Source organism: Pelosinus sp. UFO1, assembly GCF_000725345.1.
GTDB lineage: Bacteria > Bacillota > Negativicutes > DSM-13327 > DSM-13327 > Pelosinus.
The window spans coordinates 1292008-1313709 of sequence record NZ_CP008852.1 but is presented as its reverse complement, the minus strand read 5'-3'; the positions used below and the strand labels follow the sequence as shown (position 1 = coordinate 1313709).

Below are 21702 nucleotides of genomic sequence, written 5' to 3'. Positions count from 1 at the left end.
CTATTTAATATTAGATTAGATAGAACATTTAGTCAATTCAAAAAATTCAGGAGGTTAATGATGGGTACAAAAGTAATTTACTTTGAGAAAGTATCACCTGCAGCACATGAGTTTATTGAGACTTATAAAAGTCCAGGCACAGAAGTAGCGTATTGGGATCAGTTAAATGAGAGCCAAAGAAAACTTTGCCTCTCACAAGCACAGTATTTAATTACCGCGGCCTTTCCGATTAAACGCCAATTGCTGGAAAAGGCTCCCCATGTAAAACTAATACAAAAGACTGGCAGCGGGGTAGACAACATTGATTTAATCGCCGCCGCTGAAATGGAGATTATGGTTTCCAGTACTCCCGGGGTAAATTCAACCAGTGTGGCAGAGATGACAATCGGCATGATTTTATGTTTATACCGCAAGCTGCATTTTTTAGACCGAGAAACCAAACAAGGAAAGTGGCTGATGTTCGAATACCGCCCCTTTATGTTTGAGATGAAAGGCAAAACCCATGGTATCATTGGCATTGGCAACATTGGTAAACAAGTCGCTAGGTTGTCTAAAGGGTTTGGAACCAAAATAATCTATTTCGACGCATACAGACTTTCACCAGAAAAAGAAAAAGAACTTGGCGTAAGTTACGTACCATTGAAAGATTTGTTATCAACATCTGATATTATGAGTCTCCACGTTCCATTACTTCCTGAAACTAAAAATATGATTGGGGAAAAAGAATTTAGGTTAATGAAACCTAATGCAATCTTAATTAATGTTGCTAGAGGCAATATCGTAGACGAGCTGGCACTTGCACAGGCTTTAAAAGAGGGTCGTTTACTTGGTGCAGGCTTGGATACATTTGCTTCAGAGCCTGTACATAAAGACAATCCGCTGTTTGGGCTTGATAATGCGCTTGTTACTCCCCATATCGCCGGAGGCACACGCGATGTCTTGGAAGAAGTTCTCCGTTTATCCTTTCAAAATATCGCGAAAATGGAAGGGGGTGCATTGCCCGATAATATCATTAGAAAAGTCTAGCTCCAAAATATATTTTTGTACATAATGGAATAAAAGGAGTGTTAACCATGTCAAATGTAGGATTACGTATTTACACCCAGATAAATCGTCCGTCAAAAGACTTAATTAAAAGTTTTGCAGGCTTACCAGTGGCTAATATTGCAGATAATATGAATCGAATGTTCTGTATAGATGCAAGAATTCGTCCTATGAATCAGGCCCCTTTACTAGGCCCTGCTTTTACCATTCGATCACGTCCTGGTGATAATCTGCTGCTTCACAAAGCCCTTGATCTCGCACAGCCTGGCGATATTCTAGTAGTCGATGCACAAGGTGACATGAGTAATTCTATTATGGGCGAATTGATGGTATTGTGGGCAAAAAAACGGGGTCTTGGGGGCTTTGTTATTGACGGAGCCATTCGGGATATAGAAACCCTGAAAAAAATTGATATGCCAATCTATGCAGCAGGGATTACACCTGCTGGTCCATACAAAGACGGTCCTGGAGAAATTAATGCTCCGATTTCCTGCGGCGGTGTAGTGATTCAGCCTGGAGATATTCTTATCGGTGATGAAGATGGTCTAGTCGTTATTAAGCCAGAAGATGCACCAGAGCTGCTACAAAAAACCAAAGCGAAAAATCTTGCTGAACAACAAACCATGAAAGATATCGAAAACATGAATTGGGATCGGACTTGGGTGGATAAAGCGCTTCAAGAGCGCGGCTGTGAATATATCGGATAAAGAGAAGGTGCCAAGAAAGGGGCAATCAATCGTGCAAAACGTTATAGAGCAAAATATCCAAACAATACTAAAGAAAAAGACCAAATTTCGTTGGATAGTTGTATCAATGATATTTCTTGTTTACATGATCGCCGGTGCGGATAGAGCCAATATTGGTGTGATCGTTCCATTTATTAAAGAAAGTTTCAAATTGACTAACACAGATATAGGTGCCATGACTAGCTTGTTTTATCTTGGCTATGCTATCATTCAAATTCCCGCGGGATTTTTCTTTGGCAGATACGGTGTACGTAAACTTTTCTCTTTATCCATTATTTTAACTTCTTTAGCAACCCTTGTCATGGGAGTAGCTACTTCAGTTTTCCAGCTTAAGGCTGCTCGGCTATTATTGGGATTTTCCGAGGGACCGCTCAATATTGGAATCGTAACTACCATTAACCGCTGGTTTCCTCCCCAGGAAAAAGGAACTGCAACAGGCATTTTCATGTCATCCATAAAATTTGCTCCTGCAATTGTGCCGCCAATCTGCGCATGGATCATTTTGGTATTTGGTTGGCGAGAAGTATTCTACCTGTTTGCTATTCCTGGTTTTATTTCTGCTGTCCTATGGTGGTGGTTAGTAAAAGATAATCCCAAAGACAGTCCCTATTGCTCAAAGATCGAGGTTGATTATATAAATTCTGGGATAACCGCCAGCGAAGATACCATTAATAGTAAGAAACTCCAGAAAATTAACTCATTACGCTGGTTAGACAAGATCATACGTACGAAGAAAATCCAGCCCCTTAATACCAATCGAGAAGTACTTTTTTCCTGGAACATCTGGGGCTGTGCTTTGGGATATTTCTTCATGGTTGGAATTACCTATGCCATCATGACTTGGGTACCTACTTATCTTGTTACAGTTAAGAAATTTTCCATTATAAAAATGGGCTTTGTGGCAGCAGCCCCCTGGGTAGGTGCTATGTTAGGGAATCTAATTGGCGGATGGTTATCGGATAAAATCTTTGATAAACGCCGCAAACCAGTAATGATTTTAACTGCCGCCTCTACCGTATGTATGATGTATTCCTTGTTGTATGCCCCTAATGATCCAATCGTTCTCAGCACCGTTCTCTTACTTGCCGGTATTCTTTTGAATCTAGGTTACTCCACCTTTCTGGTGTATCCTATGGGTCTTGCATCAAAAGAGAAGTGTCCCTTTGCAGCTTCAATCATTAACACAGCCGGATCGTTGGGCGGTGCATTTGCCCCTTTTGTCGTAGGTGTTCTCTTGGATAAATTCAACTGGGATATGGTATTTACTTTCTTATCCACAAGCTCATTAATGACCCTTCTCATTCTTTTTACCATCATTGAACCAATGGAAGATTATGAAGAAATATGAAGCTGCCTATAAATCTTTGGCATTACTTCCTCAAGTAAAATCTGGCATGTAATACAAATAACACTCACCCCCAAAAACAGCTTTGACAAAGGTATTTATTTTATAACATATTCATTAATTCACTCGTGCTGATAATCTTACAGTATTCATGATTCATATTTGCCAGGGATATCCCATGCACCTCCTCTGCACTATAAATACGTCCATAATAATCTGGTTTTGCAAAGGTAAACGTTGCATCCTCTACTACGTATGTATTAAATCCCAAATTTCCAGCCATTCTCACTGTGGTTTCCACAGAGTTATTCGTGATAACACCAAAGACCACCAAATCTGAAATATTTTGCTCTCTTAAAGTTGCTTCAAGCTTTGTCCCAATAAAGGCACTATTCACATGCTTACTAATAATTCGTTCACCAGCTATAGGGGTAACACATTCTTTGAACTCACATCCAAAACTGTCAGGGCGATAGGTGGAATTAGGTTCCTTTGATTCATGTTTGACATGGATTATGTTTCGCCCAGATTTTCTCCACTCCTGAATAATTGTCGCCATATTCTCTTCGGCTTTAGGATGATTGCGGTTTCCATGTTTAGACCATACTGGATTATCGATTGCCTTTTGCACATCAATAATAAGTAACACAGTTTCTTTAGGAAATTTCATTCTCATTATCCTCCTCCTAGGTCTTGGGTGGGCGTTTCATGTTAATTATTATTCAATTCGTCTTTTATTTATCCTCTATAAACTTAATACAGTTCCATAAATCTTAAAGTTTATTTAAATAGTAAACATCCTTAGTCAATAATCGACTAAGGATGTTTTTTCATACTACAAAGTTTGTTATTTAAGCTTAATTTTGTAAAATCTCGTATCAACTTTCATGATCGGAAACCCGTTTGGCAAGTCCTCTTTTGCTATTTGAATAAAGTTATTTTTTTCATAGAAACGATGGGCCGCTAAAAATTTTTCAGTGGTTCCTAGATAAATTTCATGAATACTACATTCTTTTGCCCATCCCATCAATTTTTGCAACAATAGTTTTGATATATTATACTTACTTCCCCTATAGGCATCTTTCACAAACATTTTCCGCAATGCGCCTTGGCTATTTCCTATATCTATCAATGAAATCGTCCCAACAACCTGATTGTTGCATAAAGCCACCCAAAAATTACCCTTGCCCGATTGATAAAAATTAGGTATATCACTTAAATCTGGTTGGTCTTCTTTCGTTATTGGAATACTAAATTCATTTTGTTGAATATCGAGAATTAAATGAATGATTGCCTCTTTATACTCCTTAGAATACTCTTTGAAAATAATTTTTGTCATTATTAACCTCTCCCTTAGTGAGTAGTTTTTTTAACACTCTTTATTCTAAATCCTCTTTACACGTTTTTAGTTCCTTCCAATCCTGTTCAATATTTTCACGCATTCTCTTGAGCAAGTGATATACAGTTTCCTTTTCCTCAAGACTAAATCCAGTAAAACAGCTTTCAATATTGCAGTTTTCTTGTTGGATGATATAAGGATAAAACTCCTGGGCCTTTGAAGAAGGAAACAAATGCCACATTCTTTTGTCTGCATTATTGCGTTCTCTTATTACATAATTCTCTTCCATCAGCTTTTGTATTGCCTTCGTTGTTGTTGCCTTATCGACTTTGAGAATATTGGAAAGTTCAATTAAATTGATACCTGGACATTCACATATCCGAGTCAGAAAGATAAACTGCCCTCTTTGTAATTTGATATCACGATATTTAATATCACTAATCGATTGGATACAACGAGCAAGCATACCAACTTCCCGTAGCACTTTATTTTTAAGCATACTACTATCAATTCCCCCATGATTACTTTTAGTTGAAATATCAACTAATTACATTCTACTATTTTTTAGTTGATATTTCAACTAAAAAATAGTAATACTACTTATCTTCTACTAACGTTCTTTTTCCTCGCATATCGTATATTACGTTTCCTATCTTTACTCTATTGATTTGTTTTAAGTAAAAACAAAGGAATGTCCCACTTTGCTGCTTCTATAGAAAAAGTATTAGCTTTACGCTAATACTTTTCTATCTAATTATCACACATGTTTGAGTTGCTAGTTCATTTTATAGTTACATTGAACCTTTCTTCCCTCAACACAAATTAGTTGACAAAGTCCATTATTTTTCATAAACTAATTAGAGGACAAAGTCCACAATTAGTTTTAGGAGGATTAATTATGCAAAATAATCTAGATTGTATTCATAAGATCAGAAGTTTCAATCGATTTTATACCAATATTTTAGGATTACTTAATCAGCATATTCTAGAGAGTGGCTACGCCTTAACAGAGGCTCGTGTACTGCTTGAAATAAGCAAAATAACGCATTGTACCTCCAATGCGTTGGCCGCTCGCCTAAATATAGACCGTAGTTATATGAGTAGAATTATCAAGGTTTTAGAAAAAAACCAACTTATTTCAAAAGTTCAGTCTATAAAAGATAATCGAATAAACTTGATTACTTTAACAGTGAAAGGCAATGAAACAATCGCAAATCTAAACCAAAAATCCGATGAGCACATTGCTTCTCTAATTCAACCTTTAGATGAGAATCAGCTTACAAAAGTTACAGAGGCAATGGAAATAATTAAAAACATCATATCAGATCGTGTTAACCCAATTATAATACGAAATTTTATTGCCTCAGATATTGATTACATTCTTTCCCGACATTGCGTCTTATACGAAGAGGAATATGGGTTAAATTCCGTTTTTAGAGATTATGTAGACAAAGGTTTACATCATTTCGCAAAGCACTATGATATAAACTATGAATGCATGCTAATCGCAGAAATAGAAAACAAACCTATCGGTAGCGTAGTAATCGTCAAGTCTGATAATTCGACTGCTCAGCTAAGATATTTCTTAATTGAGCCTGAAATCCGCGGCAGAGGCTTAGGGCATAGACTCGTCACAATGGCATTAGACTTTTGCCGCGAAAAAGGCTATAAACACGTTTTTCTTGAAACATTTAGCTTGCTTAAAACTGCCCGCCACATCTATAAAAGTCACGGTTTCACATTAACAAGCTCTCACGAAAATCCTACTTGGGGTGAAAATATCTTGGAGGAGCGTTGGGACTTAGACTTGTAAACTTATGCTTGCCCTTCATTACTCTGTTCCGGAGTATTTAATACATATAGTTTAACAGGTTTAATACCAAATCGGCTTGCTTCTTTTACCGTCCACTTTGCCACATCGATTCGATGTCCCTTGATAGCTCCGCCTGTATCTTCTGCTACTGCATATTCTTTTGTACCATCAGGATACTTTATCATTACTTGTGAACCGAGAGGGATTATTTTCGGATCCACAGCAATTACCCCAGGTCTAATTTGTGTTCCCATACGAGTCTTGTTACCCCACTGATCGTTGTCATGAGGTCCTGGTGCGTATGCAGTCGCGGTTATATCTAGGACCTGTTTTGCCCCCGCTTCTTCCTGCGACACATTTTGCGCCTGCTGATCAGCTTGTTGAGGTTGTGCCTCTTGCGTAGTAGGCTCCGCTGCTGGCGGGGTAACATCAGGAGATCCAACTACTGCAGCTATGCCCGGAATAATCGAAGCTGCAACAACTGCAGCACTGCCAAGTGCTGCCGCTATTTTTTTATAATGCCGTATCGTCTTATGATGAAGTTTCTCTTTCATAGGATCACCTCCTATGATTAGTATTTACCGAAGTTGAACTAAAATATGAATGTAGTTTCAAAAAATACGGCAAAATACCGTTATTGAGAACCACAGGCAATCTAAACCCTTATTTCATAATTTTATCTCTATAAGGAGGACGATTACCGCTACTCTCCCTATTTAGGAAAATTTCCCGTTCTATAAATACGGCAGATTCCTCTATGGACTCTGATTCATAGGCTAGAACGTTTTTAAACGATCGTATCGCAAATTGTAACAGAAATGGTAAATCGGAAAGATCTCGGACAATATAGATAGAAAACTTGTCTAATGCAAGAGCATATCCCGCCTCAACTAACACACTCGATGTACTTTTTTCAGGATAACACATGATAAAGTAGTCACAATTTCTGATCGCCTCAAAATCTTTCGTTACCTCCTGATCACCATCTAAGTTTTCCTTATCCGGTAGATTTCTCCCAGCGTAAAAAACGGTTCCTACCTTATCTTCTAATATACCAATGAGTTGAAGTGTATTGTACCTATCATCTATATACTGGGAAGCTGAACCAAAGCTGGAAATCGGCGACGCCAAAAAAATGTCATACTGATTATGCACGGAAACCAAGTTCTCACCTTCCAATTTCCTGCCTCCTAAATGAATATATTAATACTCTTACTAAATTTATCAATACAAAAGATAGTATCACCTTATGCATTAACAAAATCCCTACAAACTTTAATTAATTACTATGATTTTACTTTGGGCCTTTTGGGAATGGCTTTTTCACAAGGCACCTTAGTTTGGCATAGCCCACAACTGGGCGTGGTAACCTCATAGGCTTCATTGACTGCAGGCATTACTATTTTGCGCGTATAGTCAAAGCATACATCTTTATTGTGCCCATTTTTTGAAATCGCTCCGGCTGGGCATCTACGAATGCAAACTCCACAACTATTGGAATTGTAATGCAAGCAATTGTCGTAAACTCCGTTGTATGTAGCTTGAGAAGACTCTAGAACCAATTCCGTGATTACACTACCAACACGCATCGCCATGCCACGTTCCGTTATTAGTGCATCGGTTAGACTAAATGTTCCTAGACCAGCGGCATAAGCGGCATGCCTTTCCGACCAAGTCGATGCAATTCCAATAGTATCGTCATAGCTTCGCTTCCAGTGTGAACTCAAAGAAGGTGCAACCGTACGACTCCCCGTTTCAGTGACTATATTGACGACAAACTCTCTTAGCATATCATTAAACTGCTCACCATAAAATCTAGCTTGAGCCCACTCTTTTGAAGGAAGTTCATTTTCTAAGGAGTTGCTTTTTAAGACACTTTCGGTAAAAGGAAGGATCCAACATATTACGGTTCCTTTGGACAAGGAACTATCCTCAAATTCCAAACCAAACCATTCTTTCGGTGTCAGGTGAAATGATCCTATCTTCTGCTTATAGACTTCAAAAATTGGATTGTTTACATCCGCAAACCCAATTAGAGGAGAATTGTAGATTTTTATTTCCGTATGTGGTAACTTATTCAACTCGGAAGTACTGACAAAATTGGTGATTTGCGAAATAATCTCTTCTTTCATTCACTTTACTCCTTTACTATAAATAGTATCAAGATTATAAACCTAAGAGAATCAAGCCTCTTATTAGTAATCTATTTACGAATAAGAGGCTTGATTCCTGCAAATACTTTTCAGAATTTGTGCCCTTATAGCGTAAAGACTTATTTATGAATCTTGCCAATTTATGGACGATTTTCTTTTTATAACATGAATCACTATGATATGGATAAACTATTGAGCGGGAGGTGATTTTATGGATATTGTACATAAACAGAAAATCGTCGCTAATTCTAAAAAGGTCACTTTCGGTGATCCTAAAGATGTTTCCAACCGGAGAAGTGACCGAACAGTTAACACACAGAGGAAACCTCAAAGACCCTAATTATATAAGAAAAGACTTGCTTGTGCCAAATCCTCGGACGCAGGCAGAAGCCTTAGTCGTTCTTACTTGGAATCAAGAAAGTGTTATACTTTCTGATTCCGTAAAAGATGCAGCCACCTTTCGTAGGTTGGCTGCATTTTACTTTTATATCCTCATTCTTTCAAACTGTTATATAGACAAAACCGCCCCCGAAGCTGCTAGTTTCCAGCCATAGACCTACATCAAATGTAACCAAGCGGCCTCCATCATAACAGGTAGCAATATAACGTTTCTGTTCTGCATCATAGGATAAAGCGATTAGCACAATCCAATGCCAGCTCTCCAAGGCTATCTCTCGCCCTTTGTGAAGGTTTAAAAATGCGATGGGACAATCTGAAGCAATCCCCTCTTCCAAAAACTTTACAACTTTCGTAAGGGATGGCCGACTAGATCTAAACATAGGAATGCTCAGTACATGACATCGCCAAGCTAGCCTATAATGCCTCAAAAGAGCCTCCATACCCTTACAAAACTTGTTAGTGCTATTCAGTCCTAGCAACCATCCAGGAGTAACAAAATTCCATACGTCTTCAAGTACCTTTGTTATAGCAGGAATACTATGGCCCTGGTATGGCAGAGATTCTATTACTCGTTTATTCAGATATAAAAGCAACATGGCAGCAGCTGTTGGTCCGCAGCCCCTCGTTCTTTGAAACGAAGTCTTATACCACTCCTGATTGTAACCATATAATGTTTGGTTATCTGATTGAATCTGTAACCATTCAGGATGCTTAACTTCCATATCTCACTCCCCCTTTCACCGCATTACTGATAGTACAGGAGAACATATTTTTTCTATTCCCTATCTTACGTGCGGATACTTGCCATTATTAATAAACTCTATCTATTTAGAATAACTAAGTCAAGTAAAATAGTGATACCTTATAAAACACTAACTGTTCATTCTGTTGCATTCTTTCTACTAGTATGTAGTTTAGCTATGCTATTGTAAAAATCTTACTATAAAATAATGAAGACCTCTGCCATGTGTTAGCACAAGCAAAAGTCTTCATTTTCTTTTTAAAACACACTAATCTTATGAAGTCATTAGTCAATCATTCCGCTGCGGATTCATGAACAATACCCCATTCTGCGCCTTCCTTGTCGAGTAGACTTTCTACAGCCTTTAAAAGTCCTTCCTTTGTACCGAAATCCTCTCTATCATACTGCAAGAGTGCTATTATGAACTCCTTAACACCATGTAAAAATAATGAAGGCACTTCCATCTTATCAGTTAATAAGACACCATCTTCATCATTTTTGAATAACTCAAAGATAATATCAGGTTCAGGGCGGTCCCCACCTACTACACGAACACTGCTACCATTATTGTCAAGAACATAGACAACTGGACTATTAAGATAAATTTCAAGAAACTCACCATCAAAGTCCTCACTTGACTCTAACATATAGCAACCATTACTACCGCAATAATCCTGCATAATTACCCACCTTTCCTTTTTCTTATATGTTGCCCCATTTAAAATAAAATAATTTTCTTTAGTTTTTTTGATGATACGGGACACAATTACCAAAACTCGAAAAATTTAATTTATTCTATATTTCTTGACAGCTTCCTATGTAAGTAACAAAAACCTTTCGCTTTTCATATAGTAAATTAAGTTATCTACATGTTACCCAAGGCTAACTATTTTTTTAAAAGAAATGTTAGCCACGGCTAATATCAGTTCCTATGTTAAAACGCGATCTCTTATAGTAAAACTGTCATCAACCCTATCAGTTTCCCTCTACTCTAAAGAGAGAAGAACCACCCGCTTATCAAAATGGGAATCAACAATTAAGTAAAAATAAAATATGTTTTGTAACCAGCGTCTACAAAACATATTAAACAAGGAGATTTTAGCATGAATACATTATCAACTACTGTTCCATTATCATCCTTAGGGATAGGATCTATTTGTCAAGTCGTATCCCTTAATTTGCAAGGTTTATTACGCCGACGCATTCTTGATCTAGGTATGGTTCCTGGGACACCTGTGCAATGTATACGAAAAAGTCCATCAGGAGATCCAATAGCTTACTTAGTGAGAGATACTCTCATTGCTTTACGCAGTGAAGATGCTAGCCAAATTACTGTTAATCTCACCAACTAATATTAGGAGGAACATCAAAATGAGCAATAATCGTGATGAACACCATAGGATTTTACATGAGCATTTTGGCATTACAACGCGTCCAGGACAATTTACCGTAGCCTTAGCTGGTAATCCGAATGTGGGTAAGAGTACTGTATTTAATGCGCTAACAGGATTACACCAGCATACAGGTAACTGGCCTGGAAAAACAGTTGATAATGCCCAAGGCAATTTTACCTATCTTGACCACTCTTTTTTAATGGTAGATTTACCTGGTACCTATTCCATCTTGGCTCATACTGTCGAAGAGCAAGTAGCCAGAGACTTTATTTGTTTTGGCAAACCCGATGCTACACTAGTAGTACTTGATGCCACTTGTCTCGAACGCAATCTCAATTTAGCTTTGCAAGTCATGGAGATAACGTCTAAAGTGATTGTTTGTGTCAATTTGATGGATGAAGCGACAAAAAAAAATATACAAATCAATATTCCTGCCTTACAAAAAGAATTGGGCGTGCCAGTTATCGCCACTGCCGCCCGAAATGGAGTAGGCCTTGACGAACTACGTCAAGGGTTATATGAAATGTCTATAGGCTCGTGCATAGGAACCCCTAGACAAATTAAGTATTCTCCGGAAGTAGAAAATGCAATCCAACAACTCCTACCTAATATTGCAAGAGTAATAGGCCCTAATTTAAATTCTCGATGGGTAGCACTACGCCTGCTAGATGGTGATCAGGCTTTTATAAAAAGTATTACAAGCTACTTAGGTTTGAGTTTGACATATTTACAGGAGGCCGCAGTATGAATGCTACAATTAAACCTATGATGACTTTAGAAGAAATATGCATTGAAGCGGAAAAAATCCGTCTCAATCATGAAAATTTAGGCGATCAAATTGTTTCTGACATTTATGCCAACGCCGAGGCGATAGCTAGGCCGGCGATTACAAAACAAATTTCTGAAAATCGCAGTTGGGATAGTAAGCTAGACGATATTCTAACCTCACGACTATTCGGGTATCCAATTATGCTGCTATTACTTAGTACCATCTTTTGGATCACAATAACCGGAGCAAATGTTCCTTCAGAGATAATTGGAGATGCGCTTTTTGCTTTTCAAGATCAATTATTAGTATGGTTTGAAATCGCTGGAGCACCAAATTGGTTAACTGGTGTGCTCGTCCTTGGTATGTATCGAGGGCTAGCTTGGGTTGTAGCTGTTATGTTGCCGCCTATGGCGATATTTTTCCCATTATTCACCCTCTTAGAGGATCTTGGTTACTTACCAAGAGTAGCTTTTAATTTAGATAATCTATTTAAAAAGTGTCATGCCTGCGGTAAACAAATTCTCACTATGTGTATGGGCTTCGGCTGTAACGCCGCTGGAGTGATCTCCTGTCGTATTATCGACTCTCCAAGAGAACGTCTGATTGCCGTTTTAACTAATAATTTTGTGCCATGCAATGGACGCTTTCCCACGCTAATCGCCATTGCTACTATCTTTATGGGCGGCATGTTTATTTCAGAGCTAGAAACTGTAGTGGCTTCTCTCGTAGTTACGTGCTTGGTTATGCTTGGAGTTTTAGTAACTTTTGCCGTATCTTGGGCATTATCCCACACTATATTAAAAGGGGAAGCGTCTTCTTTAGTCTTAGAGCTCCCGCCCTATCGCAAACCCCAATTCGGTCCTATCTTTTATCGTTCTCTCATCGACCGCACTGTCTTTGTCTTAAAACGAGCCATCATAATGGCAGCCCCAGCAGGTGCCATCACCTGGCTGCTGGCAAATATCTACATAGGAGAATTAAGTATTATTGGTCACTTGGCGGCTTGGCTGCAGCCTCTCGGTTATGCCATTGGCCTTGATGGTTTTATCCTCTTAGCTTTTATCCTGGGCCTGCCTGCGAATGAAATTGTTATGCCAATCCTTTTAATGTGTTATTTATCCTCAGGTCAGATGATGGAGTTTGAAAGTCTTGAGGAACTGCGAAATATTCTGATCCATAATAATTGGACTTGGCTAACGGCCGTTTGTACTATGCTGTTTTGCCTATTACATTGGCCTTGCACTACTGCCCTTCTATCTGCTTACAAAGAAACGGGTAGTAAAAAATGGACCTTTCTGACTTTCATAATTCCCACTACAGTTGCATTTTTGGTATGCTTTTTAGTAGCCCAGACAGCACGACTACTTAACCTAGTATAATCGAAGATCAGCCCTAACTACGCAAATAACAAATGTTAGCAAGTAGGGCTGATCTTTTTTCTATTCTATAGAATTCAAATTGATCTTAAAATTTTTCAACCGCCAGCCTTCCAAAATCCTGATCCGGGTTCTAATATGCAATAAGTCCTTAATTGCAATATAAGAGGTGGCTATATAGCCACCTTTTGTTATTTTAGCATTTTTCTTTATTTTGCTTCTTATTTTCTTTATTAAAAATTTCTTTTGCAAATTCAACGTTCTTATTTTCTTTTCTATTTTGTTCTTGTTTGCATTTCTGTTCTTTCATATTTATCACCTCCAATAGTATTATTGCCATAACTTTAATTAAAATAAGAGGTAAAATAGACCTCAATTGCTATAATTCAATAACAATTGCTTAAAAGTTGATCGTTTCAGAAATACCCGTCCTATTGTAAAATTTGGCCTCTGCATTTTCAATATAAAACACTTCAAAATTTGGATCATCAACACTATACATGCTACTCAGAAAAGGGGCAGAGTCCAATGCGGCTTGTTTCGTTTCCTTATTTGTATCAAAAACAGCTTTCCCTCTTAGACGTAACCATTCCCCTGTTTTTGAAGTTGTAGACACTTCAAATTGAGGATTTGCTTTTAGCTGCTTGTATACATTTTTTTGATTGCTAGTACAAAAATACATCTTATCTTTATAGTTCATAACAAATCCGAAGGGCCGTACTCTTGGGGCATCACCATCAACCGTGGCAAGGTAGAATGTTGTGTTGTCAGTTAGAAATTGAATCACTTTATTCATAAAATCGACTCCTTTATTTACATCTGATTGTTCGGAAAAACTACAATATTTACACTTAGTATGTACAAAAAAATTATCAGCATTACATTAATCCTTGGAATGATTTTATTTTTAAGCCTAGAATTTTTCTCATTCTTATCAAATTACCACCCATACCGTGTGGAGTGAGAACAGAGAATGTACTTTTAACAAAAACCCTGGCTTTATCCTTACGGTTTGATACTCTTAAAATATGGATATAATACAAATGAATACGAAGGTTGAAGGCGCCAAACAAAACTAAGATAGGGGGAACTACTATGACCCAAACCAATTCTGTTGTATGTCCCGTTTGTAATAGTGACCATCTTATATTAAAATACCAAGCTACCTATGAATATTCATATGTCATAGATTCCAATGCACCCGGAATTAATAATACGGAAGAACTTCTTCCCCACTTATATGATAATCGAGAGCAAAAGGATACTAAGCAATTTATAGAATGCAGTTCATGCAGAACAAGTTATCCTTGTTATTTCGATAAGTGGACTGAACGAATTAATACTGAAACAATTCAAAAGGCTATCCAATCAGCCTTCCATGCAAAACAACATCTCTCAACGTAGTTCATGATTTCTTTCCGATATCTGCCCCAAGCTCATACTATCATTTATAAATATGTGGGCCGTTGTAGCACCAAGCTACAGCGGCCCACATATTTTCTCTTATTTATATTGGAATGAGACATTCATTTAAAAACGAAAGATAATATAATTTCGCTAGTAAATTGAATAAAAGCGGTAAAAAAATGTTATTATTGCGTAAATTTGGATGGTTAATATCTTGATTTCAAATAACAATCAAGGTATTATATAAGAAAGTTAGCACTCGCATATTGAGAGTGCTAACAAAGAAGTAATCTATAAATTAATTACATAATAAAAAGGAGACTTCCTACATGAGCCAAGCAGCAAAAACGAAACAAACTATGGAATTTCAAGCGGAAACTAAGCAATTATTAGATTTGATGATTCACTCTATTTATACAAATAAGGAAATCTTTTTAAGAGAACTTATCTCTAACGCCTCCGATGCTATCGATAAAATTCGTTTCGAGTCTTTAACAAATCATGATTTACTCGAAGGAGACTCCAATTTTGAAATTTTCATTGTTCCCGATGAAGCCACTCATACCCTAAGCATATCGGATAATGGTATTGGTATGACCTATGATGAAGTCGTCGAAAATATTGGGACCATTGCCAAATCAGGAACTAAATCCTTCTTGCAGAAATTAAAAGAGAAGGAAACAGCTACTGACAATGAATTAATCGGCCAATTTGGCGTAGGTTTTTACTCTGCCTTTATGGTTTCCGATAAAGTAACCCTAATCACTCGTGCCCCTGGACAAGCAAAAGGTGTCAAATGGCAGTCTAGCGGAGATGGAACCTATACGATTGAAGAAGTGGATAAGGAAAAACGGGGTACTACCATTAGTATCACCCTTAATGAAGAGTTTCGTTCTGCAGGCGGCTCTAAAGACAATTTTCTAAACCGTCATACCATCGAAGAATTAATAAAAAAATATTCGGATTACATCCGTTACCCAATTAAAATGAACTTCATTAAAGAAGAAAAACCAAAAGATGAAGATGGCAAGGTAATCGAAGATGCGCCAGCAACCCAAACAGTAGAGATTCGTACCTTAAACTCAATGACTCCTTTATGGACTCGTAATAAGAACGAAATCTCGGCAGAAGAATATCATACCTTTTACAAAAATCTCTTTCATGACTGGGAAGATCCACTAGAACTTATTCATTCCAAAGCAGAAGGAACAGTAGAGTACACAAGCTTACTCTTTATCCCTTCCCGTGCGCCTTTTGATTTGTACACTCAAAAAACTACTTCTGGAATTCGCCTCTATTCAAAACAAGTCTTCATCATGGACAACTGCCAAGATCTACTCCCAGAATATTTGCGTTTCGTTAAAGGCTTAGTGGATTCCTCCGACTTCTCCCTTAACATCTCTAGGGAGCTGTTGCAACACAGTAAGCAATTAAAGCTAATTGGCAAAAATCTAGAGAAAAGCGTATTAAAAACTTTAGAAAATTTACTCTCCAAAGATCGTCCTAAATACGAAACCTTCTGGAAGGAATTTGGTAAGGCTATTAAAGTGGGAGCTTACACGGATTTCCAAAGCCGCGATAAATTAAAAGATTTATTACTCTTCGCTTCTTCCCACGCAACTGAAGAGTTGACTACTTTGGATGACTATACGAAGCGTATAGCGGAAAACCAAAAAGTCATTTATTATGCGACAGGTAAAGATCGAGCTTCCGTAGAACGCTTACCACAAATGGAACTGCTGAAAGAAAAAGGGATTGAAGTTCTCTACCTATATGATCAGGTTGATGAATTTACAATCGATGCTTTACAAGAGTATAAAGAGAAAAAGTTCCAGTCCATTAGCCGCGGGGAATTAAACTTGGATGATATCGACTCTCCTGAAGCTAAAAAAGATACGGAAGCTATATTAAAAGAAAATGAGTCTCTAATTAAGGCCATCAAAGAACAATTGAAAGGCAAGATAGCGGATGTGAAGATTAGTAATCGTCTGAAATCCAGTGCTGTCTGCTTGGTTAGTGATGATAATGGCATTAGTCTTTCCATGGAGCAAATCTTGTCAGAAATGAATAATACCATGTACAAAGCTAGCAGAATTCTAGAATTAAATCCAAATCACGATGTGTTCCATGTCTTAAAGGATTTACATGAAGCTACTCCTGATTCAGAAGCCTTCAAAGACTATTGCGACCTATTGTATGTGCAGGCAATGTTAATTGAAGGTCTACTCCCAGAAGACCCTATCAGCTTTGCAAATAAAGTATCCAACTTAATGGCGCGAAAAGGGAATTAGGTCCTGCTGGTACATAAAAAAACTTGAACCATATCTGTTATGGTTCAAGTTTTTTTAGTATCTGTAACTCAGTTTATCCTTTTTTAACCATCAGTGAACTCTTCCTAATTAATGAATCATACCTACGTTATTTGTTGTAATCCAAAAAAATAAGATCGGATATACAATTACTAAAAAAACGGCAGTCGTTACTACAAAGGCTGCACCAGACACATGTAGATTCAATCCATATAGCCTAGCAGTTACAATTGCATTAATTCCAGTAGGTACACTAGCGATTATCAAAATAGTGCCAAGCAATGCCGGATCGGTGAAAAGTTCTCTTGCTAGTAAATAGCCTAGCACTGGCGTAATAATAAACTTTATCGGAAGCAGATCAAGTGTAGTACCATAATACTGTTTCATCCCTGAAAATTCAATGGAATACCCTGCTGGAATTAGAGCCGTCCAGGCGCAAAGATGAACGAGTGGGTCAAATACTGCACCTAAAAAATCGGGACGGGGAACGCCGCCTAAACATAGCAATATACCAATGACTAAACCCACAACTGGTAACTGGTTGCGGTTAAAAAACATAGCTCCAAAAGTAAGTTTTTTATTTTCACCTGTAGGATTGCTTTTCATTTTATAATATTGTGCCATGGGGAAACAAAATAAGAATAATACCAGTCCTTGAAATAAGCCTACAATCTGCGTATAGGCAAATGCCGCTTCCCCAAAAATAATATAAGCACAAAGTCCACCTAATGTACCAATATTGGAAAGAATAGCAGATACTAAGTAACTCCCCTTCTCTAACCCATTATCATACTTATTACTTGATATTAAAAAGGCAGTAGTACCAGGAATGATGCTAAGTAAGATTCCAAAGAGGGGCAGCCACATTAACTCCAACTTCAAAGGCAAAGTCCAAAAACTAAGAATGGACAGAGCAGTGGACAATACTAGAATATTGAATACAATCATCTTATTACAATTTACTTCGCTTAGATACTTTTTGCGGCGAAATAGATAACCTAATACCAAGGGCAGGATAAGATCCATAAAAATATATGCTAACTTTAATTTTACATCCATACATTAACCTCTTCAATTCACATTCTTCATTAAATGATCATTTATTTTCTATTCTGCTACAAACTACATATTCCTTCCACTCATTTTTCTGAATACTTTTCTGCAAAAAAAATAAATGTGACTTACTCACATTTATTTTGCTAGAATAAACCATTCCTATCATTTTCCATGATAGGTTGGTATATATCCAATTCACAATAATTATCTTTTGATATAGAAGTATCAATATACTCAAATCGAAAGGTATCAGCAAACTTAAAACCTGACTTAAAAATCCATTTGGAATACATATGAACTAATAACCGTCCTACTTGCCTGCCATTAATATCATTGGGATGAAAAAATCCTACAAAACGAAAGGCCACATATTTATGCGCCGGTATTGAGATTCCTTTCATCCCTTCGGGTATATGAGATAGATTGGGGACTTCAAGAGAGGGAATATAATAAATATATCCCTCATCATTTCTACTCCAGTCTGTATAACCAAAATATACTGCTGGGTTCACTGCATTTACAATCTTATGGGAATGATTATAATAAAAATCATTCCCATAGCCATTGGCAGTCTTATCACCAGATTTACTTACTATTTTATGTTGCTTACCAACTAAATACATTTTTGGTTTATAAACGAAAAATGGCTTATATATAATGGAATTATTAAGGGATAAAATATCATGTATATTCAATTTTTCCTTAATGATTACGGATAGATTTTCTAAACGTACTTTTAGCGGTGTATGCCCAAACTTTTTACGAAAGGCCCTTATATAAGACTGTTCATAATCAAAACCATAATCTAAAGCAATATCAATAATTCTCATATTGGTATGAATCAATTCGTTTATACTAGACGAAAGTTTTCGTGACTGAACATACTCCATCAAAGACTCACCTGTTAATGACTTAAACATTCTATGCAAATGATATTTTGATATACCTGATTGCTGGGCAATATCATCTAAGCTAATCTTGTTATAGATGTTATTCTCAATATAATTAACACTTGCCGCTACAATCTCTTTCATATCTATCATAACCTTGAATAGCCCCCAAACTTTAAAACGCTTTTAAAACCAGTGTTGCATTATGCCCACCAAAACCAAAGGAGTTTGTCAAGGCATAAGATAATTCAGCCTTTTTCCCTTCGTTGGGCACATAATATAAATCACACCCCTGGTCTTTTGTTTTGTAATTGATCGTTGGTGGTAAAAAACCATCTTTCAGAGCAGAAGCGGTTATAATAGCCTCAATTGCTCCCGCTGCTCCTAATAAATGACCCGTCATGGATTTTGTTGAACTTACCGCAAGCTCATATGCATGCTTTTGAAAAACGGTTTTTATTGCGTTTGTTTCATTCTTATCACCTAATGGCGTTGATGTGCCATGGGCATTTATATAACCAATATCCTGAGGCTTTAGCCCTGCATCCTCGATTGCTAACTTCATACATCGGGCGGCCCCACTCTCATCAGGAGCAGTAATATGATATGCATCATTCGTACAGCCATACCCCACAATTTCTGCAATAATAGTAGCTCCTCGCGCTAAAGCATGATTTAACTCTTCGATAATAAGGCTGCCTGCACCTTCTCCTAGTACAAATCCATCTCGCTCTAAATCAAAAGGCCTAGAAGCTGTGGCAGCATCCAGATTGGTTGACATGGCTTTCATTGCACAAAAACCTGCTAATGCTAATCTTGTAATGGATGCCTCCGCTCCACCAGCAATCATCACATCAGCGGCATTTCTTTGAATGATTTTATAAGCATCACCAATCGCATTGGTCGATGAAGCGCAAGCTGAAACAGTACATTCAGTGAATCCCTTAGCGCCATATTTAATTGCAACAAGGCCCGCAGCCATATTTGGCAGCATCATGGGTACCAAGAAGGGACTAATTCTGTTGGTTCCTTTTTCTAAAAGTAAGCTATGCTGATTTTCTATGGTTTCGATACCGCCAATGCCTGTTCCGATAATTACACCGACACGCTCTTTATCTACTGCCGCGAAATCTATTTTTGCTTCCTCAACTGCCATTTGGGTAGCAGCCAAGGCATATTGTGTAAAGCGATCCAACCTTTTAATTTCCTTCTTCTCCACAAACTGATTGGCATCAAAATCCCTTACTTCAGCTCCTACTTGCGTAGGTAAATCGGATACATCAATTCTCTCAATTCTACTTATGCCAGATTTCCCCTGCTTGATTGAATTCCAGAGTGTATCTGCGCCACACCCTAAAGAAGATACAGCCCCCATACCTGTAATAACTACACGTCTATTCATTTTTAAACCTCCAATGTTACTTTATGATTTTCCTTTGCCACAGGATAACTTTTCACAATACGCTAGTATAATACTTTATTAACTTTAACATATTGATGATTTAAAAATGAACAACTCTTGCTTTCAAGTAGTTAAATACCAGCACACAATGCAATTAATAAGGTAAAGTCCTATCTAAATATCTACTCCAGAAAACTCTGCGCAGTAACTTGTTATAATGCAAAGGAAGTGATTAGGATATTTTCCCCCAATCACTTCCTTTTTACCAAATAGAGTTTTTCTCTTCGATTATATTGCTAGATAGATTGGCGTATATGCCAGTAATGCTCTGTTAACGAAGACTTTCAACTGCTTTTTTCGCCCAGTTAGAATCTTTAAATACAGCTCTACCTACACCAATAAGGTCTGCTTTACCTTCTGCCAGTAATTGCTCAGCCACTTGCGCATCAATAATACCACCAGTAAGGATGACAGGGATGGACACAACTTGCTTAATCGCTTCGGTAAGTGGGGCAAAATAGCCTTGTGAGTTGTTGCCAGGTACAATATAACCTGAAAAACCACCCGATATATCTAAGATATTAATACCAGCTTTTTCAAATTCTTGTGCGGCAGTTTTGCTATCTTCAATCGCTGTTCCGCCCTCTATATAATCCGAAGCTCCTAAGCGCAATAGAATGGGATAATCATCACCCACGACTTCACGTACCGCTGCTATGACTTGCAGATGAAGGCGAATACGGTTGTGCACTTCTCCACCGTATTCATCCACACGCTTGTTTGTTAAAGGAGAAAAAAATTGGTTCAACAGGTATCCATGGGCAGAATGAATTTCCACTCCGTCAAAACCAGCTTCTTTGACGCGACGGGCAGCATTTTGAAACGCTTTGACAATAGCAGTAATATCCTGGTGGGTAAGTTCCCTAGGAATTGTTCCTTTGCGTGGATTGGCTAGGACAGAAGGTCCCACGGGAATTTCGCCGATAACCTTTTCATCAGCTGCACTCCCCGCATGATTAATTTGCATGATAGCCTTAGCTCCATTACGATGAATCACATTTGCTAACTTTCTTAATTCTTCTATTACACTATCATCGGCAACAGAAAGCTGATTTTCACTGGCCTTGCCTGTCTGCTGAATAAAACTATGTTCTATGATAACAAGTGACAAATACCCGCCCTCGGATTTTTCCGTATAGTAATCTAGTACTCCTGAGTTTACTTTGCCATCACTATCAGCTTTAGAGGTAGCCATTGGCGGCATAACTAAGCGATTAGCCAATGCCAAAGAACCCGCTTGCAATGATTGAAGTAAATATGACATGAATACAACCTCCTATTAATTAACTGCTTCCCCAATGAACTTGCATCTTCCAGGTAGTATCTTTAGTATATTGTTTTTTATACTTCCTCAAAAAACTACCCTTATCAGATATTTTTATGCTCACGAACTAAGCAATATGAAATATTACTTTTCAATATTTCTCTAATACTATAATAATCAGTAGGAGTTTTTTT

General features: G+C 37.6%; 22 protein-coding genes. 9 read left to right on the top strand and 13 right to left on the bottom strand.

Going from position 1 to position 21702, the window contains the following annotated elements:
• Positions 1 to 60 precede the first annotated feature (60 nt).
• The 3 genes from UFO1_RS05865 to UFO1_RS05855 are packed head-to-tail and all read left to right on the top strand — an operon-like array spanning position 61 to position 3138.
• A complete protein-coding gene (locus UFO1_RS05865) occupies positions 61 to 1026 on the top strand; it encodes a 2-hydroxyacid dehydrogenase (protein WP_051788843.1) in 966 nt (321 codons plus the stop codon).
• 47 nt (positions 1027 to 1073) lie between these two features.
• The gene (locus UFO1_RS05860; RefSeq protein ID WP_038669017.1) at positions 1074 to 1751 is read left to right on the top strand and encodes an RraA family protein; all 678 of its coding nucleotides are present in this window, start codon (positions 1074 to 1076) and stop codon (positions 1749 to 1751) included.
• A 31-nt stretch (positions 1752 to 1782) separates the two neighbouring features.
• A complete protein-coding gene (locus UFO1_RS05855; protein WP_236639335.1) occupies positions 1783 to 3138 on the top strand; it encodes an MFS transporter in 1356 nt (451 codons plus the stop codon).
• 100 nt (positions 3139 to 3238) lie between these two features.
• Here UFO1_RS05855 and UFO1_RS05850 read toward each other — a convergent pair whose 3' ends face one another.
• The 3 genes from UFO1_RS05850 to UFO1_RS05840 form a co-directional block, all read right to left on the bottom strand.
• The gene (locus UFO1_RS05850; protein ID WP_084159782.1) at positions 3239 to 3811 is read right to left on the bottom strand and encodes a cysteine hydrolase family protein; all 573 of its coding nucleotides are present in this window, start codon (positions 3809 to 3811) and stop codon (positions 3239 to 3241) included.
• 171 nt (positions 3812 to 3982) lie between these two features.
• Positions 3983 to 4474, bottom strand: a complete 492-nt coding sequence (locus UFO1_RS05845) for a GNAT family N-acetyltransferase (protein ID WP_038669010.1) — start codon at positions 4472 to 4474, stop codon at positions 3983 to 3985.
• Positions 4475 to 4514: 40 nt separating this feature from the next.
• Positions 4515 to 4973 carry a MarR family winged helix-turn-helix transcriptional regulator gene (locus tag UFO1_RS05840; protein WP_236639334.1) on the bottom strand — a complete coding sequence of 153 codons (459 nt, stop codon included), beginning with the start codon at positions 4971 to 4973 and terminating at the stop codon, positions 4515 to 4517.
• Between the two features lie 399 nt (positions 4974 to 5372).
• On the opposite strand from UFO1_RS05840, the gene UFO1_RS05835 reads away from it, so the two are divergent.
• Entirely contained in the window at positions 5373 to 6287 is a 915-nt protein-coding gene (locus tag UFO1_RS05835) for a helix-turn-helix domain-containing GNAT family N-acetyltransferase (protein WP_038669008.1), read from the top strand.
• 2 nt (positions 6288 to 6289) lie between these two features.
• Here UFO1_RS05835 and UFO1_RS05830 read toward each other — a convergent pair whose 3' ends face one another.
• The 5 genes from UFO1_RS05830 to UFO1_RS05810 form a co-directional block, all read right to left on the bottom strand.
• Entirely contained in the window at positions 6290 to 6841 is a 552-nt protein-coding gene (locus tag UFO1_RS05830) for a 3D domain-containing protein (RefSeq protein ID WP_038669005.1), read from the bottom strand.
• Positions 6842 to 6950: 109 nt separating this feature from the next.
• Positions 6951 to 7466: a hypothetical protein gene (locus tag UFO1_RS05825; RefSeq protein WP_038669002.1), complete on the bottom strand. Its 516-nt coding sequence runs from the start codon at positions 7464 to 7466 to the stop codon at positions 6951 to 6953.
• A 107-nt stretch (positions 7467 to 7573) separates the two neighbouring features.
• Positions 7574 to 8419, bottom strand: coding sequence for a hypothetical protein (locus tag UFO1_RS05820; RefSeq protein WP_038668999.1), 846 nt, complete (start codon positions 8417 to 8419; stop codon positions 7574 to 7576).
• 521 nt (positions 8420 to 8940) lie between these two features.
• Positions 8941 to 9561, bottom strand: coding sequence for a hypothetical protein (locus UFO1_RS05815; protein WP_038668996.1), 621 nt, complete (start codon positions 9559 to 9561; stop codon positions 8941 to 8943).
• Between the two features lie 313 nt (positions 9562 to 9874).
• Complete coding sequence (locus tag UFO1_RS05810) at positions 9875 to 10261, bottom strand: hypothetical protein (RefSeq protein ID WP_038668993.1); 387 nt, start codon at positions 10259 to 10261, stop codon at positions 9875 to 9877.
• A 423-nt stretch (positions 10262 to 10684) separates the two neighbouring features.
• Between UFO1_RS05810 and UFO1_RS05805 the strand changes: the two genes are divergently transcribed.
• The 3 genes from UFO1_RS05805 to UFO1_RS05795 are packed head-to-tail and all read left to right on the top strand — an operon-like array spanning position 10685 to position 13123.
• Positions 10685 to 10933: a FeoA family protein gene (locus UFO1_RS05805; protein ID WP_038668990.1), complete on the top strand. Its 249-nt coding sequence runs from the start codon at positions 10685 to 10687 to the stop codon at positions 10931 to 10933.
• 19 nt (positions 10934 to 10952) lie between these two features.
• Entirely contained in the window at positions 10953 to 11723 is a 771-nt protein-coding gene (locus UFO1_RS05800) for a FeoB small GTPase domain-containing protein (RefSeq protein WP_038668987.1), read from the top strand.
• Complete coding sequence (locus UFO1_RS05795; protein ID WP_038668983.1) at positions 11720 to 13123, top strand: nucleoside recognition domain-containing protein; 1404 nt, start codon at positions 11720 to 11722, stop codon at positions 13121 to 13123. The genes UFO1_RS05800 and UFO1_RS05795 overlap by 4 nt, the downstream gene beginning before the upstream one ends.
• A 397-nt stretch (positions 13124 to 13520) precedes the next feature.
• Here the strand turns inward: UFO1_RS05795 and UFO1_RS05790 are convergent, their stop codons facing one another.
• On the bottom strand, positions 13521 to 13916 hold the full coding sequence (locus tag UFO1_RS05790; RefSeq protein ID WP_038668980.1) for a pyridoxamine 5'-phosphate oxidase family protein: 396 nt from the start codon (positions 13914 to 13916) through the stop codon (positions 13521 to 13523).
• Between the two features lie 299 nt (positions 13917 to 14215).
• On the opposite strand from UFO1_RS05790, the gene UFO1_RS05785 reads away from it, so the two are divergent.
• Together UFO1_RS05785 and htpG are read left to right on the top strand one after the other, a co-directional pair.
• Entirely contained in the window at positions 14216 to 14524 is a 309-nt protein-coding gene (locus UFO1_RS05785; protein WP_038668978.1) for a hypothetical protein, read from the top strand.
• Positions 14525 to 14856: 332 nt separating this feature from the next.
• On the top strand, positions 14857 to 16818 hold the full coding sequence (gene htpG / locus UFO1_RS05780; RefSeq protein ID WP_038668975.1) for a molecular chaperone HtpG: 1962 nt from the start codon (positions 14857 to 14859) through the stop codon (positions 16816 to 16818).
• A gap of 108 nt (positions 16819 to 16926) precedes the next feature.
• Here htpG and UFO1_RS05775 read toward each other — a convergent pair whose 3' ends face one another.
• From UFO1_RS05775 to UFO1_RS05760, 4 genes are all read right to left on the bottom strand, one after another.
• A complete protein-coding gene (locus UFO1_RS05775; protein WP_038668972.1) occupies positions 16927 to 17895 on the bottom strand; it encodes an AEC family transporter in 969 nt (322 codons plus the stop codon).
• Between the two features lie 140 nt (positions 17896 to 18035).
• A complete protein-coding gene (locus UFO1_RS05770) occupies positions 18036 to 18935 on the bottom strand; it encodes a helix-turn-helix domain-containing protein (protein ID WP_038668969.1) in 900 nt (299 codons plus the stop codon).
• A gap of 22 nt (positions 18936 to 18957) precedes the next feature.
• A complete protein-coding gene (gene fabF / locus UFO1_RS05765) occupies positions 18958 to 20184 on the bottom strand; it encodes a beta-ketoacyl-ACP synthase II (RefSeq protein WP_038668966.1) in 1227 nt (408 codons plus the stop codon).
• A gap of 331 nt (positions 20185 to 20515) precedes the next feature.
• A complete protein-coding gene (locus UFO1_RS05760) occupies positions 20516 to 21508 on the bottom strand; it encodes an NADH:flavin oxidoreductase (protein WP_038668964.1) in 993 nt (330 codons plus the stop codon).
• Positions 21509 to 21702 lie beyond the last annotated feature (194 nt).